Here is a 19182-nt window from a genome sequence, read left to right on the forward strand (position 1 = left end):
ATAGAGAGGATTTTTTATGAGCAGAACGATTTTTTGCACTTTCCTGCAACGCGAAGCAGAAGGCCAGGATTTTCAGCTGTACCCGGGCGATCTGGGGAAACGCATCTACAACGAGATTTCTAAAGAAGCATGGGCGCAATGGCAGCATAAGCAAACCATGCTGATTAACGAGAAGAAGCTCAATATGATGAACGTTGAGCATCGTAAACTGCTTGAGCAGGAGATGATCAACTTCCTGTTTGAAGGCAAAGACGTGCATATTGAAGGCTATACACCAGAGTCTTAAGAACCGTTGCCGGATGGCGCTGCGCTTATCCGGCCTACGATTTAATCTGGTCCTTGCAAATAACAAACACAACACGCACTCCCGGAATGATGAAAAAATTTCTCGCGCTTGCCGTTATTGCGCCGTTGCTCATCTCCTGTTCCAGTTCGACCAAAAAAGGCGATTCCTATAACGAAGCCTGGGTCAAGGATACCAACGGTTTTGATATTCTGATGGGGCAATTTGCCCATAACATTGAGAATTTGTGGGGATTTAAGGAAGTGCTGATTGCGGGTCCAAAGGACTACGTAAAGTATACCGATCAGTATCAAACCCGCAGCCATATCAACTTTGATGACGGTACGATAACCGTCGAGACCATTGCCGGGACAGATCCCGCCGGACACCTGCGTCGGGCGATTATCAAGACATTGCTGATGGGGGATGATCCAGGTTCTATCGACCTCTATTCCGATGTCGACGACATTAAGATTTCCAAAGAGCCGTTCCTGTACGGGCAGGTGGTCGATAATACCGGCAAGCCCATTCGTTGGGAGGGGCGTGCCACCAATTTCGCTGACTATCTGCTGAAAACACGCCTGAAAAGCCGCAGCAATGGTATTCGCATCATCTATAGCGTGACGATCAACCTGGTACCGAACCACCTTGATAAGCGCGCGCATAAATACGTCGGCATGGTGCGTCAGGCTTCGCGTAAGTATGGCGTCGATGAGTCGCTGATTCTGGCCATCATGCAAACCGAATCCTCATTTAACCCATATGCGGTCAGCCATGCCGATGCGCTGGGACTGATGCAGGTGGTACAGCACAGCGCCGGGAAAGATGTGTTTCGCTCGCAAGGGCGCTCCGGCACACCGAGCCGTAGCTTCCTGTTTGACCCGGCCAGCAACATTGATACCGGTACCGCCTATCTGGCTATGCTCAACAATGTCTATTTAGGCGGCATTGATAATCCAACATCCCGTCGCTACGCGGTGATCACGGCATATAACGGCGGTGCGGGCAGCGTGCTGCGCGTTTTCTCGAACGATAAAATCCAGGCCGCGAATATTATCAACAGCATGACCCCGGGGGACGTTTATCAAACGCTGACTACCCGGCATCCGTCTGCTGAATCACGCCGATACCTTTACAAGGTCAATTCCGCACAAAAATCATATCGACGCCGCTAATATATCCCCTCTTCTGCCCCGGTAAACGGGGTCCGGAAGAGGGTAAAGTGTTAACTCCATCACTCTTTTGCTTTGCAATCAGAAATTGTTTGCAAATATTTGTCACAGGTAACAAAAAAAGAGTGTCCCTCGTTGATAGAATCACATCATCAAGCCCCGGCAAATGTGCCTTTTAAAACATTCATCCGCATTACGGTGTGAGGAAATTAACATGAATCTTAAGCTGCAGCTGAAAGTGCTCTCGTTTCTGCAGTTCTGCTTATGGGGTAGTTGGCTCACTACCCTCGGCTCCTATATGTTTGTCACTCTAAAATTCGATGGTGCATCCATTGGCGCAGTGTATAGCTCGCTGGGGATCGCCGCCGTGTTTATGCCTACGCTGTTAGGGATCGTGGCCGACAAATGGATCAGTGCGAAATGGGTGTACGCCATTTGTCACCTGGTCGGTGCAGCAACGCTGTTCGCCGCAGCCGAAGTCACCACCCCAGGCGCGATGTTCTTTGTGATCTTGCTTAACTCTTTGGCCTATATGCCAACGCTGGGGTTAATCAACACCATTTCTTACTATCGCCTGCAGTCAGCCGGGATGGATATCGTAACGGACTTCCCGCCAATCCGTATCTGGGGCACTATCGGCTTTATCATGGCGATGTGGGGCGTGAGCTTCTCCGGCTTCGAGCTGAGTCATATGCAGCTGTATATCGGTGCAACGCTGTCCGTTGTTTTGGCGCTGTTCACGCTGACGCTGCCGCATATTCCGGTGGCTAACCAGCAGAAAAACCAGAGCTGGTCGTCCATGCTGGGCCTGGATGCTTTCGCGCTGTTTAAAAACAAGCGCATGGCGATTTTCTTCATCTTCTCAATGATGCTGGGCGCGGAACTGCAGATTACCAATATGTTCGGTAATACCTTCCTGCACAGTTTCGATAACAACCCGCTGTTCTCCGGTAGCTTCATCGTTGAACACGCCTCGGTGATGATGTCGATCTCGCAGATTTCCGAGACGCTGTTTATCCTGACCATCCCGTTCTTCTTGAGCCGTTACGGTATTAAGAATGTAATGCTTATCAGTATTGTGGCGTGGATGCTGCGTTTCGGCCTGTTTGCCTACGGCGATCCGACACCGTTCGGTACCGTGCTGCTGGTTCTGTCGATGATTGTTTACGGCTGCGCCTTCGACTTCTTCAACATCTCTGGCTCGGTATTCGTGGAGAAAGAAGTTCGCCCTGAAATCCGCGCTAGCGCACAGGGTATGTTCCTGATGATGACCAACGGCTTCGGTTGTATTCTGGGCGGACTGGTGAGCGGTAAAGTAGTTGAACACTATACGCTGAACGGTATTACCGACTGGCAGACCGTGTGGCTGATCTTCGCAGGTTACTCGCTGGTTCTGGCTTTTGCCTTCGTGGCGCTGTTTAAATATAAACACGTACGCGTTCCGGCAGGAACCCAGACTATCGCGCACTAACGTTTACGCAGAGAAAAGCGGGTTGCCAAAAGGTAACCCGCTTTTTTTGCGCTTACTTCACAACATATCCATACAGACGCTTAATACCATCTGCATCCGTTTCGCTGTAAACACCTTGCAACTCCGGCGAAAAGCCCGGCAGCAGATTTACACCCTCTTCCAGCGCCAGGAAATAACGTTGCACCGCCCCGCCCCAGATTTCACCCGGTACCACGCACAGCACGCCCGGAGGATAAGGCAGCGCACCTTCTGCCGCAACGCGACCTGCGGCATCACAAATACGCACCAGTTCGACATCACCACGGATAAAGGCGCTGTTGGCATCCTGCGGGTTCATCGCCACGGCAGGCAAACTCTCCTGTCGGAACATCGCTTTTTGCAGATCCTTCACATCAAAGCTGACGTATAAATCGTGCATCTCCTGACACAGTTCACGCAGCGTGTAATCCCGATAGCGTACCGGATACTTGTTGAAGATGGTGGGCAGCACATCTGCCAGCGGCGTATCGTCCTCAATATGCTGCTCAAACTGCGCCAGCATCGCCACCAGTTGCGCCAGTTTCTCGGTGCTTTCTGCCGGGGTCAGCAGGAACAGAATCGAGTTAAGGTCGCATTTCTCCGGAACAATGCCGTTTTCACGCAGGTAATGCGCCAGAATCGTCGCCGGAATACCAAACTCAGTATATTGCCCGGTTTGCGCATCAATGCCCGGAGTAGTTAACAACAGCTTGCAGGGATCAACGAAGTACTGGTCGCGCGCGTAGCCGGAAAAACCATGCCATTTAGCACCCGGTTCAAAGCTAAAGAAGCGGCGCTCGCTGGCAATCACCTGCGTCGGATAGCTTTCCCACGGCTTACCATCAACTACCGGAGGAATAAACGGCTGAATCATCTTACAGTGGGTAAGAATCGCTTTACGGGCCTCAATGCCCAGCGCTACACACTCCGCCCATAGCCGACGCCCACTCTCGCCTTCATGGATTTTGGCGTTAACATCCAGCGCCGCAAACAGCGGGTAAAACGGACTAGTGGAAGCATGCAGCATAAATGCATTGTTCAGACGCTTATGCGGACAGAACCGCGCCTGACCGCGAATATGGTTATCCTTTTTGTGGATCTGCGAGGTTTGCGAGAATCCGGCCTGCTGTTTGTGTACCGACTGGGTGACAAAGATCCCCGGATCGTCAGCATTGAGCTCCAGTAGCAGCGGTGACCCATCGGCCATCATCGGAATAAATTGCTCGTAGCCAACCCAGGCAGAATCAAACAGGATGTAATCGCACAGGCTACCGATCTTGTCGATCACCTGCCGGGCGTTGTAGATCGTACCGTCATAGGTACCAAGCTGAATGATTGCAAGACGGAACGGGCGCGGCTGGTCAGCCTTGTGCGGCGCAACGTCACGCAGTTGCTGGCGCAGATACGCCTCATCAAAGCAGTGCTCGTCAATACCGCCAATAAAGCCAAACGGATTACGCGCCGCTTCCAGATAAACCGGCGTCGCGCCTGCCTGGATCAGCGCACCGTGGTGGTTGGACTTATGGTTGTTGCGGTCAAACAGCACCAGATCGCCGCGCGTCAGCAGCGCGTTGGTGACCACTTTATTCGCCGCAGAGGTTCCGTTCAGCACAAAGTAGGTTTTATCCGCGTGAAAAACTTTCGCGGCAAATTTCTGCGCATGTTTCGCTGATCCCTCATGAATCAGCAGATCGCCCAGCTTAACGTCAGCGTTGCACATATCCGCGCGGAACAGGTTCTCGCCAAAGAACTCATAGAAATGTCGGCCCGCCGGATGCTTCTTAAAAAACTCACCGTGCTGGTGCCCCGGGCAGGCAAACGTGCTGTTCCCCATTTCGACATACTGGGTAAGGGTGTCATAGAACGGCGGCAGCAACTCTTCCTCATACTGGCAGGCAGCAGACTCCAGCTCCAGCCAGTCCTGAGCCTGACCGCAAATCACCGCGTTAACGCCCGCAGGTACATCGACATCAGACTCTGCGAACAAAAACACCGGTATATGAAAACCAGTGCGTTTCAGCAAAGCCAGGATCCCACTGCGGCTGTCCGCAACGGTAATGACGACTGCCGCGACGTCAGTAAAATCGGTGCTGTCCAGCGCAACCACCTGGCGATGGCTGGAAAGACGAGAAGCCAGTTCACCACTGGCGGCAATTTTCATTGATTTCATAAGCACAATAACCCGTTTCGGGAAAATCAAAAGTCCCGGGCAAAGCCGCATTGCTTTGCCCACGAAATGACGGGTCAAACTGGTTACCAGCCCCGACCGCCAGACATCAGTAAAAGCAGATAGCCTCTGATCTTACTGTTATCCTGCAGTGAGCGTACGCTGCCCTCACCGCATGGTGGGAGCGTGAAGATAAGTCGCAGGAAGGGGCGAACGTCGCGCAAAAAGGCGATATTGAAGGCGATGTAGGGGGAGTAAGATCATCCCAGGCAGCCTCATTCAGACAGGAGAAAATTCGCGCAATCATGGCACCTTTCACCTATAGGCGCAAGATAAAATCCTGTGCTTAAACCTCACAGATAAACAAGCATTTCGTCTGAAAATAGCGGCATAATAATGCAATCTGAAACATAATTTCACCCAAACAGTTGCCTTTAACATCAAGACGATAATGGGTATGCAGGAGCAAACGTGGTAATCGGACCCTTTATTAATGCCAGCGCCATTTTATTAGGCGGTGTTCTCGGCGCGCTGCTCAGTCAGCACTTACCCGAACGTATTCGGATCTCAATGACCTCAATATTCGGGTTGTGCTCGTTGGGAATTGGTATCTTGTTGGTTATCAAATGCGTTAACTTGCCGGTGATGGTTCTGGCGACACTGATCGGTGCATTAATTGGCGAATTCTGCCATCTGGAAAAAGGAATCAATGCCGCGGTTGCCAAAGCGCAACAGCTTTTCACCAAATCGGATGTCAATGCAACACACGAATCCTTTATCCAAAGCTATGTGGCGATCATCGTGTTGTTTTGCGCCAGCGGGACCGGGATATTTGGGGCGATCCATGAAGGGATGACCGGCGATCCTAATATTTTAATCGCCAAGTCATTTCTCGATTTCTTCACCGCTATTATCTTCGCCTGCTCGCTAGGGATCGCCGTGTCTGCCATTTTCATACCGATGCTGGCAATTCAGTTGACGCTTGCCACCTGTGCAGCTCTGATTTTACCGCTGACAACCCCAGCCATGATGGCCGATTTCAGCGCTGTAGGCGGACTGTTGCTACTTGCAACCGGTTTGCGGATTTGCGGCATTAAAATGTTTGCGGTGGTGAATATGCTTCCTGCCCTTCTACTGGCAATGCCGCTTTCCGCAGCGTGGACGGCTTTTTTTGCCTGAGAATGCGTGCAATAGCAACAATGTGGTGATAGATTGTGCAGTCTGCATTGATTTGAAGAAATTTCGTTGACGAAACGAAGTGAATCGGGTTTAATGCGCCTCGTTGCCCGGATAGCTCAGTCGGTAGAGCAGGGGATTGAAAATCCCCGTGTCCTTGGTTCGATTCCGAGTCCGGGCACCACTATTCAAAGAACCCGCCCAAAAGGCGGGTTTTTGCTTTGGAGTATTTCTAAAATTATTCCCATCAAATAACCCCGTGGTAGTAACATCACCACCACAGGGGGTTGCGATTATTCCTTCACCACAATCAGCGGTTCGATATCGCTCTCTTTTTTAATCACCAGTGATTCATCGCCGCGCAGGCAGGTACCGCCGTAGTTACCGCCTACGGTGAAGGTACAAACCTGAATATATTTACCGGCAATGTTTGGCAGACACCAAAGCTGCTGATAAATGTTCTTCTGCTCGGCAAACTTACCGCTGGTTTTATCCAGTAGCTCTTCCTGATGGCTCACCAGATCGATGTTGCTGCCACAACGTCCTGCAATGGGTTTCACCGCATAACCGGTTTGTGCCAGCTCTTCATTAACAGTGAAATCGGTATCAAGCAGATAGCGGTGGTGCGGGAATAGCTGCCAGAGGATTGGCAATATCGCTTTGTTGCCTGGGATCACCGTCCACAGAGGTTCGAAGACCAGCACTTCCGGGCGCAGCAACACGTCGATTAAACGCACTTCCTGATTCGTATGCCCGGTACGAATTGGTACCGCGGCGTACTCTGTTTCGCTGACCTCTCGCACCTGCTCAATCGCGGTTTCCCACGCCCAGGTTTTCCAGACACAGTTCACCAGGCGGCCGTCACCGTCAATCAGTTGACCAGCATCATCCCAACGTAGCTCATCGAGGCCACGCAGAATTTTGCTGTCAAACCCGGCCTGACGCAGCGCCTGCTGCATAAACTGCGCGTGATAGTTTTCTTCGATATCCTTATCCTGCATGATGTGGACAAACGGACGTGCGCGGCTGTGCTTCCAGGCACCCGCCAGTTCGTTGATCAACCCTTCAGCCGGGTTGTGTCCCTGCCCTGTGTAGCCACGCTCGGCCCATCTTTCGAGAATCAAGCCAGCTTCGGTATGGCACGAGGCGGAATCGGCGTTGTACTCATACACCTTCAGTCCACGTTCATCCATACAGAAATCCATACGACCCGTAATCATATGATGCCGACGACGCTGCCAGGAAAGGCGCAAGCGCGGCCAGAGGATTTTCGGAATATCGAACAGTGCCAGCAAGTTATCGTCTTTCAGCACCTTGTCGGTCGCGTGCAAGTACATCAGGTGCAGCTCGTTAGTGGCTTTGATCAGCTCCTGCTCGGCACTTTCGGTAATGGTGAAGTACTGATGCGGATCCTGATTAATCACATGCCCATTCGCCAGCACGTAGGCTTTTTGCAGCGGATCCTGTTCATCCAGCCATTTACCGTCAAACTGCCCGTTATCTTCCAGTCGTGCGCCGCCAATTTTCAGTGAGTCACTGGCGATCTCCGGCTGCGGCAGGCTGTAACGAGTATCCTCGGTCTGGATCATCCAGCCAAGGATGGTGGTGTCGTCAAAGGTATCCCGCAGAGTGTAGCAACCGTTTTCAACCACCATCTCCAGCTCGCGGGTCCACTGCTGTCCGGGAGGCAGCGGCGTATGGAGCACGTTCTGTTCGGCAATACGGATTTTGTTTTCCAGCAACTGGGTAACGACCGCCACATGCCCGGTATCTTTAAATTCGCCGCCTTTTTGCCAGATAAGCAACGCGCCTGCTACCGGTGCGCGGGGTGAACCATTAGGAAATGCCTGTAACGGCAGGATATTGTCGTTCACCACTTCGCGCAGGAAGCGTAAGGAGAAGATCTCCCAGGCCATGCCTACATCGGTGAAGACCACACCATAGTTAAGGAAGAGAAAGCGGCGTGCGAACTCTACGCACTGCCATTTGTGGCCCATGTATTCGTCGTCGATATAGCTGCGAAATGCCGCATCATCGTCGTAGTCCCGCGGGTCGAGGGAGCTGTAATCTGAAGAGTAGATTGCTACGCCACCTGGGGCGTAGCCCAATAATGTCCCGAATGGGGCATCCTGACTGGTCGTTCCTTTGCTCATGCACCTTACCTCAAAACAATACAGCCTGAGCAGGTTGGCGTGAATTTTTCGCTCTGATTGCCTGCTCTGCGACACTAACCGGACAGAGGTCGACATCATCATACACCTCAACGCAGCGACTGGCGCTCAGAGGCGAAAAATTCACAACAGGAACTACACCTGGGTAAGGATTACCGGCACGCTTTTATAGGCCGGAGTCAAACTTTGTGTATCCACCGCGTCCAACGAGAGCAGGACATTCGCTTCAGGCAGATACGCGCCAATTGAGCCCGCCGCCATGTTGTAAATTACCACCGTTAAGCCGTACATGATGCGATCCGCGCAGGGCTGACCGTTGTCGTCCAGCGCCTGAACGTTGACCACATCACCCTGGCTCAGACCGCGGCTCATCGCTTCTTCGACGCTTAAAAACACCACATCCCGACGACCGGTAATGCCACGATAGCGATCGTTCATACCATAAATCGTGGTGTTGTACTGATCGTGGCTGCGTAGCGTCGCCAGTATCAGCGTATCGGCAGGCTGATTTTCCCGCTCTACCGCCCGCTGATGGCTGACGATAAAGTTGGCTTTGCCATTCTCCGTTCGCCATTCACGGCGCGAAGCAGGCGTATCCATACGAAACCCGCCCGGTTCAGCAATACGGGCGTTGTAGTCGTGGAACGCCGGGATCACGGCTTCAATGGCATTACGGATCAGCGCGTAGTCCCCGGTCAACGCTTCCCAGTTTACCGGCGAAAGCGGCAGCGTTGCGCGCGCCATGCCCGCCACAATCGCGGGCTCGGATTTTAGCCAGCGGGAAGCCGGCTTCAGCGCGCCACAGGACGCGTGGACCATCGACATTGAGTCTTCGACGGTCACAGACTGAATGCCCGTAGCTTGCAGATCGCGCTCGGTTCTACCCAACGCGGGGAGCAAATAGTTGTGTTTTGCCAGCAGCAGGTGTGATCTGTTCAGTTTGGTCGCCACATGGACCTGCAGATCCAGCTTTTTCATCGCCGCAAAGGTACGCTGCGGCTGGGGCATCGCCACCGCCAGATTGCCACCCATGCAGATAAGTGCTTTTACGTCTCCGCGCTCAATGGCGCGAATACTCTCCACGCTGGAACGACCATGTTTGCGCGGAACACGGATAGAAAAATACGTCTCAAGGCGTTGCAGGAAATCTTCGGACGCCGCTTCGTTGATCCCCACAGAACGATCGCCCTGCACGTTAGAGTGACCGCGCAACGGGCAGATCCCCGCCCCCGGCTTACCTATATTGCCTTTCAGCAGCAGCAGGTTTACCAGTTGCTGGACGTTCTCAGTGCCATTTTTATGCTGGGTGATGCCCAGGCCGTAACAAACAATCGTGGCGCGGGATTTACTGTAGCTGTGCGCCAGATCTTCCATCTGACTGCGCGTCAGACCCGAGTCCCGTTCCAGCTCCGCCCAGCTACGCTGGCGTAAGTCATCATACAACGCGGCATATCCAGCGGTATGCTCTTCGATAAACGCATGATCAAGCGTCGGCTGCTGATCCAATAAGATCCGCGCTTCGTCCATTTCGATTAGCGCTTTCATGATGCCTTTGAGCAGCGAAGCGTCACCGCCCATTTTTACCTGGTAGTAGTCGTTGCTCAGCGCCGTCGCCTGACCGGTGAACATCTCTTTCGCGCTTTGCGGGAAGCTAAAGCGCTCAAGCCCCCTTTCGTTCAGCGGATTTATGGAGATAATTTTAGCCCCGCGTTTGGCAACGTCGCGTAAGGTGGTCAGCATGCGCGGATGGTTAGTGCCAGGGTTATGCCCGATACAAATCACCAGATCGCAGTGGTCAAAGTCCTCAAGTTCAACGGTTCCTTTTCCAAGGCCAATGGCCGGCGTTAGCCCTGCGCTGGTCGGTCCGTGGCACATATTTGAGCAATCAGGGAAGTTGCTGCTGCCATATTCGCGGGCAAACAGCTGATACAGGAACGCTGCCTCATTTGACGTTCTGCCGGAGGTGTAAAACTCAACCTGTTGTGCTGAATCATAGCTGCGCAGACGCTCGCCGATCTCCTGGAAGGCGATATCCCAATCCACCGCCTGCCATGTGTCTGATGCGGCATCGTATTTCATTGGATGCGTCAAACGACCGATATTTTCCAGTTCATAATCGCTGTAGTGCCAGAGTGTAGAAACCGGATGACGGCTGAAAAATTCCGGTGACGCTTTCTTGTTGGTTGTCTCCCAGGAGACCGCCTTAACGCCATTTTCGCAAAGCTCCATCGGTGCCCGATGGCCAGGGTCCGGCCATGCACAGCCCGGACAGTCGAACCCTTTCACCTGGTTCATTTTAAACATCGCGATAATGTCGCGGGCGACAGCCTTTTGCGAAAACAGCGAAGCAGTGACGGCTTTTATCGCGCCCCACCCACCCGCCGGGCCCTGATAACCGCTTACTCCTGGAACACCCTTTTTCATTATTACTGCTTATTCACCGCCAATTTTTGATGGTGAATACGGTAGCAATTTCCGTGCAACAATGATTTCCTCTTCATGGAGTACGGGCCAGGTACAATGAACGGGTTAGATTTATCTTCCCCTTTCAGCACAAAACGGCATAAAGTCCCAATCTGTTAAATTGAGTTCTACCAGGCTGCTACACTGCATCAAACAACCACTCAGAAGGCAGGTCACTATGTCAGACAATACCTATCAGCCCGCGAAAGTCTGGACGTGGGAAAAATCGAACGGCGGCGCATTCGCCAATATCAACCGCCCTGTTTCCGGCGCTACACACGAGAAAACGCTGCCGGTTGGCAAGCATCCCCTGCAGCTCTATTCGCTGGGTACGCCAAACGGGCAGAAAGTGACGATTATGCTGGAGGAGTTGCTGGCGCAGGGCGTGAAGGGCGCGGAATACGATGCCTGGATTATCCGCATCGGCGATGGAGATCAGTTTTCCAGCGGCTTTGTTGAGGTGAATCCGAACTCGAAGATCCCGGCACTGCGTGACCACTCGCAAAACCCACCGGTTCGCGTATTTGAATCTGGCGCAATCCTACTCTATCTGGCGGAAAAATATGGTTATTTCTTGCCGCAGGATTTGGCAAAACGTACTGAAACGCTAAACTGGTTGTTCTGGTTACAGGGTGCTGCTCCGTTCCTTGGCGGTGGCTTTGGTCACTTCTATAATTATGCGCCGGTTAAAATTGAATACGCGATTAATCGCTTCACCATGGAAGCCAAGCGCTTACTTGACGTGTTGGATAAACAGTTAGCGCAGCATCAGTTTGTCGCCGGAGATGAATACACCATTGCCGATATGGCAGTCTGGCCGTGGTTTGGCAATGTGGTTCTGGGTAACGTGTACGACGCGGCAGAGTTCCTTGATGCAGGAAGCTACAAGCACGTGCAGCGCTGGGCAAAAGAGATTGCGGCGCGTCCGGCGGTTAAGCGTGGTCGTATTGTGAACCGTACCAACGGACCGCTGAACGAGCAGCTTCATGAACGCCATGACGCCAGCGACTTCGATACCAATACCGAAGATAAGCGCCAGGCTTAAAATGCCTGATGGCGACGCCGGGGCGTCTTATCAGGCCTACAAAGATGTCATGCCGTAGGTCGGATAAGGCGTTTGCGCCGCCATCCGGCACAAAATCACGCGCTGGTGACGTCGTACTCCATACGGCGAAGTGCGTCTAACGTGGCTTTAGCTTCATCTTCATCAATGATGCTCATGGCGAACCCTACGTGCACCAGCACCCATTGCCCGACCAGCTCAGCCGTATCACCTTCACAAATCAGGGCAATATTGACATCACGTTTGATGCCGCACACTTCAACCTGCGCAAGCTGGTGAATATCTTCACCAACGGCCAGAACCTGACCAGGGACTCCAATACACATATCTGACTCCGCCCCATAGCAACCTATGGGTTATTCGACTTCAATACTTTTCACTTTCAGTGAATCGCCCGCATCAACTCGCAGACGATCCCCCTGACAATGTGGACACTGCGCATCATGCTGGGTGATTTCCACAACCTGACTGCAATCCCAGCACCATGCCTGGGCTGGCTTGTAATCAATATGCAGCTCACACCCTTGCGCCAGCGTCCCCTGACAGACGATGTCGAAACTGAAACGCACGGCGCTCTCTTCAACGCAGGAGAGCGCCCCGATTTCCAGCCAAACGCCGGTTACACGCTTGACACCGTGCTGCTCTGCCTGCTGTTGAACAATCTCAACCGCGCTCTGACAAAGGGACAGCTCATGCATTTTCGCAGTTCCGACGACCCAGCAGCAGCGCGCGGCGATTGAGCTGCGGCGCATTTGGATCGCTCACCGGCAGCGATAACAGCATTCGCGCACAATCGTCAGTCAGGCGTACACCTTCTTGCGCAGACATGCTGTGCGAAAGCGGCGACATCAGTGAACAGGAAAGGTATTGTGATACGCCCTCCAGTTCACCAACGGTAAAGGTCATCTCGCCATACGGCAGACGCAGCCCGATTTTTTCGCTGACTTTACGTACCGGCCAGACCTGGTCTGGTCCAGGGAAAATCAGTGCGCTGAGCATCCAGGGTGTGATAACACACCCCGTCCACTGCCCTTCAAACAGCGAAAAATCAGAGACATATACCGGCATATTCGGATGCAAGAAAGAGAGATCGTGCATCGAACGCCGGGCAACCTCTTCAAATGCTGCCTGAATCTGCATCTTCGGGGCCGTCTGAAAACCGACAAACTCCTCAGACATGAGCTGCCTCCCGAGGGATCGCTTCAACACCTGATTCGCGAAGCGCAGCAAGAACCTGCTCAAGTGCAGGTTCAATCATCGCTTCGACCGTTGGCGTTAGCCCGATATGCGGCTCCAGTGATTCCGGAATAATGCCGACTAACGTCAGCTTTTTCGGAAACTCTCCGGTGAAACGCAGGGCCGACAAAACGTCGGCCAGGCCAAGCTGGTGCGGTGAGATTTTGTTGGTAAACAGCGCCGGGATCTCTTCATCCCGCAGGACCATCATCGTTCCTGGCGTGTTTTTCTTCGACACAATGGCGTCAGCAATGATCAGATGATCTCTGTTCGCCATATCGCCGAGAAGCTCCATCCCAGCCGTACCACCGTCCAGAACATCAACAAAGTCTGGCAGGATGTACCGTTGCTCTAATGCCTCAACGATACGTACTCCGATGGCTTCGTCGGTCAGCAAAATATTGCCGACCCCTAAGACTAATATCCGCATTACAGAACCTTAACTGAGACCACTTCGTTCCCGTCAACGTCCACCACATGCACCGCACATGACATACAAGGATCGAAGGAGTGAATGGTACGAACCACTTCCAGCGGTTTGTTTGGATCGGCAATCGGCGTACCTACCAGCGAGCGCTCATACGGTCCCACTTCATCATTAAAGTTACGTGGGCCAGAGTTCCAGGTTGACGGTACAACCGCCTGGTAGTTGCTGATAATGCCATCTTTAATCACCATCCAGTGAGACAGCATACCGCGCGGTGCTTCGAGGAAACCAACACCTTTGAATTCGCCCGTTGCCGGAATATCCGGTTTCACGAAGGTGGTATGGTCGCCTTTACCGATGTTCACGATCAGCGCGTTGTACTGATCCTGCAGAACGTTCTGCAGTTCACAGCAGTGAACGGTACGGCCAATAATACGACCCAGCGTAGAGTGCAGCTGAGACACTTCGATAGTTTTACCGGTCAGCTTGGTGTAAATCGCGATGATTTCATTCAGCTTGGCATGAGTAGACTCGCGTTTGGCCGCCAGTTTACACAGCATGTTGGCCAGCGGACCCACTTCAACCGTTTTACCGTAGAAGGTCGGTGCTTTAACCCAGGAGTACTTGCCGTCATCTGACCAACCGGTGTAATCAGGAACCGTTGTACCTTCCCACGGAGCCTGCGGCGCTTCGTCTTTGTACCACGCGTGTTTCGCGCTCTCCTGAATCCCTTTGATCAGGTACTCATCGGAGTGAGAGGTGATCGGACGATAGGTCGACAGATCTTCATTAGTAATGTAACCACCCGGGAACAGGAAGCTGCCGTTTTTACCGTCAGTCGGGAATTCCGGCGCGCTCAGGTAGTTAACCGCGCCCTGACCACGTTCCAGCCATTCAGGGTAGAACGCAGCAATGACCGCGGTATCAACCTTGTAAACCTGCTCAACGAAGTCGCTCAGCTTATCAATGAAAGACTTGATGTACATCAGACGCTCAAGGTTCAGCACGCCAAGACCGTCGAGGTTAATCGGGTTAGCAACCCCACCTACCGCCAGGTTCTGGATGTGCGGCGTTTTACCGCCCAACAGCGCCACAACGCGGTTGGCATCACGCTGGCATTCCAGCGCCTGCAGATAGTGAGCGACCGCAATCAGGTTTACTTCCGGCGGCAGCTGCATTGCCGGGTGCCCCCAGCAACCGTTAGCAAAAATGCCTAACTGACCGCTGGCAACAAGATCTTTGATCTTGTTCTGAACCTTGGTGAACTCTTCTGCGCTGTTCAGGTGCCAGGAGGACACGCCGTTCAGCATGGCAGATGCTTTCGCTGGGTCAGCTTTCAGGGCAGAGGTGATATCCACCCAGTCCAGCGCAGACAGCTGATAGAAGTGAACAATGTGGTCATGCGTGGTGTGCGCGGCCAGAATGATGTTACGGATATACTGTGCGTTCACCGGAACATCAATATTCAGCGCACTTTCTGCTGCACGAACGGAAGAGATAGCGTGAGTGGTCGTACAAACGCCACAGATACGCTGCACAATCATCCAGGCATCGCGCGGATCGCGGTTTTTCACGATCTCTTCCATGCCGCGCCACATGGTACCGGAAGCCCATGCTTTAGATACCACGCCATTTTCGATTTCGCAGTCGATGCGTAAATGACCCTCAATACGGGTTACCGGATCAATAGTAATTCTCTGGCTCATGCTTTGCTCGCCTCATGACGATTTTGATCGTTTTGTTTTAAAGGAGGAAGTATCGGCAGTAGACGAATGAGTACGATGTATGCACAAATCTCAATAGCCACAAAACCAATAGAAATCAACAGTTCTTCCCAGGTCGGGAAGTAGTGGTAGCCACCACCAGGATTGAACGCCACCAGCGAATAGGACAGACGCCATGTTGCACAACCCAGCAATGCGCTCAGCGCAGACAGATACAGCATGCGCGAGTCATTACGCAGCTTAGTGACGCGCAGCACCACCAGCGGGAAGACCATCAGCACGACCTCAAGCCAGAACATGGCTGAGTAGAAATCGCCTGCAAACGCATACGACAGCTTGTCGCGATAGATCAGTTCGCCAAAGCGCAGAACCACGAAAATCGCCAGCAGCACGCTGATGGTGTTCGTCAGCTTGATGAACAAACTTTTCTCGTCCGGACCGTTACCTTTCAGACCCGCTTGTACCAGTGAGCCTTCAAAGATGACGATCGAGAAGCCCATAATAAAGGCGGTTAATACCGAGAAAAGCGGCAACATTTCATAAGCTTGCCAAAGCGGATGCACCTTATAACCCGCAGAAATCATCAATGAACCCATTGAAGACTGGTGCATGGTTGGCAGCAGCGCGCCGAGGGCAATAACAAAGAACATCACTTTATTCAAACGCTTGAGAGAAACTTTCCACCCCAGACGTTCAAACAGAGCCGGAGCAAATTCCAGCGCCATGATGCCGATATAGATGGTCATACAGACCGCCGTTTCGAACAGTACCGAATTCACGTTGAAGTGACCCGGAATGTAGAAATACGGCAGGTTCCAGTAACGACCGACGTCGATGGTGATTGACAGACCACCCAGCGAGTAGCCAAACAGGCTCGCCAACAACGCCGGACGTACCAGCGGATGGTATTGTCCTCTGTTGAAAACATACACCGCCCACGCCAGCGCCCAACCGCCGCACGCAAAGCCAGTACCAATCAACAGGTCAAACGCGATCCATACACCCCATGGGAAACCGCCGTTCAGATCGGAGACTGAGCCCAGTCCGAAGACCAGACGTTTCACGATCAGGAGCATACACAGGACGATAAGCGGCCCAAAAATAATGACCGGTTTGCTGATTATTTTTCCGCCCAGCGGTTTAGGATCATGACTCATGATCGTCTCCTCCATCGTGATGGTCGTTTTTCGTGTTACGACGAACCAGCACGGTTAAGCCCGCCAGCGCAGCCAGGGGTAATATCATGCCCTTGTACAGGGAATGTTGAACATGTTCGGAACGCGCACCAGTTGAAAGATCATCCAGCTTCGGCAGATCCAAATCCTCGTAAGGAACACCCGTCAGCACCATAACCTGTGTACCACCACCTTCTTTCTCACCGTACAGGTGTGGGTAGTACTTCGGTACCGTATGCAGATAGGTATCGCCTGCTTTCACCGTTTGACGCGGATAGTGGTATTCGCTGCCAGGCTTCAGCGCGAGACGTTTTTTCGCCTCAGCCATCAACTCTTCACGAGTACCAAAAATCACCGCACCGGCTGGGCACACTTCAACACAACCCGGCAAACCGCCTTTGTCCAGACGCTCAACGCCTTTCTGGTTACACAGTTCACATTTGTGAAGCGCACCAAACGGGTTGTTGTAGTCGTACTTAGGCACGTTGTACGGGCAGGCGACCATGCAGTAACGACAGCCCGTGCAGACGTCTTTGTCATAATGGACGATGCCGGTTTTCGGATCTTTCTTCAGCGCGGAGACCGGGCAAACGGAAACGCAGTTCGGATCAACACAGTGCATGCACTGTTTCTTGATGTATGCGTAGCCATTTTCTTCCTGGTCTTTGTTCACGCCTGTTCCGCTACGCCACACCTGGATGATGTTATTGGTATACGGAGACAGTTTGTCGTTGTTCGACCAGGTTTGCTCGCCTTCCGGGTTACGGGCCGGGAAGTTGATATCCTGACACTTGGTGACACAGGCCTGGCAGCCTACGCACAGCGTCGAGTCATAGAGCATCCCAAGAGAACCCGGGATCGGCGGACGGTTTTCTGCAGCCGCATGACTGATGGACGGCGCTGCGCCCAACAGCAATGCCCCGCTGGAGGCTGCTTTAATAAAGTTACGTCTGTTCACGGTTATTCTCCCCGTGAGTCAGCGTTATCTTTCTTTTGCTGACGCCCCAGTTCACGTACCGCCATCACGCTGACGCCGGCAACCAGTCCTACTACGCCACCCAGCAGTCCAATCGCTCCGGCAGATACATTACCGCCTTCTTTCATATTGACGTCAGGCTTCTCGGAACGCGGCGTTTGGTTTTCCACATGAGCAAGCTGGTGAATACCTTTATGGAAACCGACGCCTTCTTCGTTACAGCCGTAGCAAGGGTGACCAATAGCCACCGGCCACACGCCACCAACGTCGCAGAATTGCAGCGTTGAACAGTTGCCGTAGGTTTCTGGCCCTTTACAGCCCAGATGGTAGAGGCACCAACCTTCACGGTGGCCTTCATCGCCAAACTCTTTCGCAAAACGACCAGCATCGAAGTGCGGGCGACGTTCGCAGTGCTCGTGAATCAAACGGCCATAGGCGAATGTCGGACGGTTTTTGGTATCCAGCTTCGGCGGCTTACCGTAAGTGATGATATGGGCGACCGTTGCGAGGAAGTTATGCGGGTTCGGCGGACAGCCGGGGATGTTGATGATGGTTTTGCCTGGCAGAACTTCTTGCAGGCCGACGGCACCCGTTGGGTTAACGCCAGCGGCAGCAACACCACCCCACGCAGCACAAGAGCCGATGGCAATGATAGCGGCTGCGCCCTCTGCGGCCCGGCGGATGTGATCCACGATCGGCTCACCGGCAACCATGCAGTAAATACCATTATCTTTCAGTGGGATAGAACCATCTACTACCAGAACATATTGCCCTTTGTACTTCTCCAGAGCGTTATGTTTGTTCTCTTCAACCTGATGGCCGAAGGCGGCAGAGAGCACCTCATGGTATTCCAGAGAGATTGTCTCCAGAACGAGGTTTTCCACTGTAGGGTGTGTCGCGCGAAGCAGCGATTCAGTACAACCCGTACACTCCTGGGCACCAATCCAGATAACCGGTGGGCGCTGAGGACGAGAAACTGATTCGGCCATTTCTGCGGCGGCTTTGCTACTGAGCCCCATGGTAGCGGCCAGTGCTGCACAAAGCTTCATGAAATCACGGCGATTAATGCCGCTCGAATTGATGAGAGAGTTATCTCCAGTCATTTTATAGTTATTCCGTTGCGAAGACCTGGCTTTTATTTTGCACCATTCGCATGTTGCATATTGCGATCGGCGCGCCATTACCACACTTTTTATATGGTTATGTGCATTATAATACTTCGACGGAGCAACAAAACGAAGGCGTAGGTCAATAGTGTAATTAATTAAAGCAAGATAATACCCCTTTCGGATCAAGCTTCGAGTCGATAGCCAGCCATGAAAAAACGAATTGTTGTACTGGATTGATTCTCTCTAAAGAAATCCATAACCATCTCTTTATCCAGTCCATAGCGACGCGTGAGGATGCCCGCTTCCCACGCGCTAAGCTGTCGATCGCCCGTTTTTTCAAACATGCGATGTGAAAATCCCAACACAAAACCACGCTTATAATCCGCACAAAAATTCGCCACTGAGCGTGCGCTGTCCGCACTTGAGGCGTTTAATCCGGCCATCAGGCCTTTTCCAAAATGGTTGTCCATGCATAACCCCCAATCGCTATATAATAAATTATATAGCGATTTTTTGAGCAAAGACCAGAGGTATCACGAACTTTTTATGCC

The 19182-nt window shown here is 52.6% G+C and carries 17 protein-coding genes and 1 tRNA gene; 6 read left to right on the forward strand and 12 right to left on the reverse strand.

What is annotated here, in order from left to right:
- Positions 1 to 16 precede the first annotated feature (16 nt).
- From OGV89_RS12425 to OGV89_RS12435, 3 genes are all read left to right on the forward strand, one after another.
- Positions 17 to 286, forward strand: a complete 270-nt coding sequence (locus tag OGV89_RS12425; RefSeq protein WP_003027126.1) for an oxidative damage protection protein — start codon at positions 17 to 19, stop codon at positions 284 to 286.
- Between the two features lie 86 nt (positions 287 to 372).
- Entirely contained in the window at positions 373 to 1458 is a 1086-nt protein-coding gene (gene mltC / locus OGV89_RS12430) for a membrane-bound lytic murein transglycosylase MltC (RefSeq protein WP_008321260.1), read from the forward strand.
- 211 nt (positions 1459 to 1669) lie between these two features.
- Positions 1670 to 2926, forward strand: coding sequence for a nucleoside permease (locus OGV89_RS12435; RefSeq protein WP_003027130.1), 1257 nt, complete (start codon positions 1670 to 1672; stop codon positions 2924 to 2926).
- Between the two features lie 52 nt (positions 2927 to 2978).
- Here the strand turns inward: OGV89_RS12435 and OGV89_RS12440 are convergent, their stop codons facing one another.
- Complete coding sequence (locus tag OGV89_RS12440; protein WP_003838203.1) at positions 2979 to 5114, reverse strand: ornithine decarboxylase; 2136 nt, start codon at positions 5112 to 5114, stop codon at positions 2979 to 2981.
- 468 nt (positions 5115 to 5582) lie between these two features.
- Between OGV89_RS12440 and OGV89_RS12445 the strand changes: the two genes are divergently transcribed.
- Both OGV89_RS12445 and OGV89_RS12450 read left to right on the forward strand, forming a co-directional pair.
- Positions 5583 to 6290, forward strand: a complete 708-nt coding sequence (locus tag OGV89_RS12445; RefSeq protein WP_003846348.1) for a DUF554 domain-containing protein — start codon at positions 5583 to 5585, stop codon at positions 6288 to 6290.
- Between the two features lie 105 nt (positions 6291 to 6395).
- Positions 6396 to 6471: transfer RNA gene (locus OGV89_RS12450), tRNA-Phe, on the forward strand.
- Positions 6472 to 6580: 109 nt separating this feature from the next.
- Here OGV89_RS12450 and gss read toward each other — a convergent pair.
- Complete coding sequence (gss, locus tag OGV89_RS12455) at positions 6581 to 8440, reverse strand: bifunctional glutathionylspermidine amidase/synthase (protein WP_003838200.1); 1860 nt, start codon at positions 8438 to 8440, stop codon at positions 6581 to 6583.
- Between the two features lie 153 nt (positions 8441 to 8593).
- On the reverse strand, positions 8594 to 10882 hold the full coding sequence (locus tag OGV89_RS12460; protein ID WP_286558701.1) for an FdhF/YdeP family oxidoreductase: 2289 nt from the start codon (positions 10880 to 10882) through the stop codon (positions 8594 to 8596).
- 217 nt (positions 10883 to 11099) lie between these two features.
- Here OGV89_RS12460 and yghU point away from each other — a divergent pair, with 217 nt between their 5' ends.
- Entirely contained in the window at positions 11100 to 11966 is an 867-nt protein-coding gene (yghU, locus tag OGV89_RS12465; protein WP_003846344.1) for a glutathione-dependent disulfide-bond oxidoreductase, read from the forward strand.
- A 95-nt stretch (positions 11967 to 12061) separates the two neighbouring features.
- On the opposite strand, the gene hybG is transcribed toward yghU, so the two are convergent.
- The 9 genes from hybG to OGV89_RS12510 form a co-directional block, all read right to left on the reverse strand.
- Complete coding sequence (gene hybG / locus OGV89_RS12470) at positions 12062 to 12310, reverse strand: hydrogenase maturation factor HybG (protein ID WP_003024459.1); 249 nt, start codon at positions 12308 to 12310, stop codon at positions 12062 to 12064.
- 30 nt (positions 12311 to 12340) lie between these two features.
- Positions 12341 to 12682 carry a hydrogenase maturation nickel metallochaperone HypA gene (hypA, locus tag OGV89_RS12475; protein WP_003024462.1) on the reverse strand — a complete coding sequence of 114 codons (342 nt, stop codon included), beginning with the start codon at positions 12680 to 12682 and terminating at the stop codon, positions 12341 to 12343.
- Entirely contained in the window at positions 12675 to 13163 is a 489-nt protein-coding gene (gene hybE, locus OGV89_RS12480; protein ID WP_003846342.1) for a hydrogenase-2 assembly chaperone, read from the reverse strand. Before hybE ends, hypA begins: the two co-directional genes overlap by 8 nt.
- Positions 13156 to 13650: a HyaD/HybD family hydrogenase maturation endopeptidase gene (locus OGV89_RS12485; RefSeq protein WP_003024473.1), complete on the reverse strand. Its 495-nt coding sequence runs from the start codon at positions 13648 to 13650 to the stop codon at positions 13156 to 13158. Before OGV89_RS12485 ends, hybE begins: the two co-directional genes overlap by 8 nt.
- Positions 13650 to 15353, reverse strand: coding sequence for a hydrogenase 2 large subunit (gene hybC, locus OGV89_RS12490; protein ID WP_003024476.1), 1704 nt, complete (start codon positions 15351 to 15353; stop codon positions 13650 to 13652). The genes OGV89_RS12485 and hybC overlap by 1 nt, the downstream gene beginning before the upstream one ends.
- Entirely contained in the window at positions 15350 to 16528 is a 1179-nt protein-coding gene (hybB, locus tag OGV89_RS12495) for a Ni/Fe-hydrogenase cytochrome b subunit (protein WP_003024479.1), read from the reverse strand. Before hybB ends, hybC begins: the two co-directional genes overlap by 4 nt.
- Positions 16518 to 17504: a hydrogenase 2 operon protein HybA gene (gene hybA / locus OGV89_RS12500; RefSeq protein WP_003828357.1), complete on the reverse strand. Its 987-nt coding sequence runs from the start codon at positions 17502 to 17504 to the stop codon at positions 16518 to 16520. Before hybA ends, hybB begins: the two co-directional genes overlap by 11 nt.
- A 2-nt stretch (positions 17505 to 17506) precedes the next feature.
- Positions 17507 to 18625 (reverse strand): hydrogenase 2 small subunit, encoded by a 1119-nt coding sequence (hybO, locus tag OGV89_RS12505; protein WP_003024486.1) that lies wholly within the window; start codon positions 18623 to 18625, stop codon positions 17507 to 17509.
- A gap of 188 nt (positions 18626 to 18813) precedes the next feature.
- On the reverse strand, positions 18814 to 19101 hold the full coding sequence (locus tag OGV89_RS12510; RefSeq protein ID WP_003838189.1) for a DUF2623 family protein: 288 nt from the start codon (positions 19099 to 19101) through the stop codon (positions 18814 to 18816).
- Between the last annotated feature and the right edge of the window lie 81 nt (positions 19102 to 19182).

This window comes from Citrobacter sp. Cf125 (genome assembly GCF_030333935.1).
Classification (GTDB): domain Bacteria; phylum Pseudomonadota; class Gammaproteobacteria; order Enterobacterales; family Enterobacteriaceae; genus Citrobacter; species Citrobacter freundii.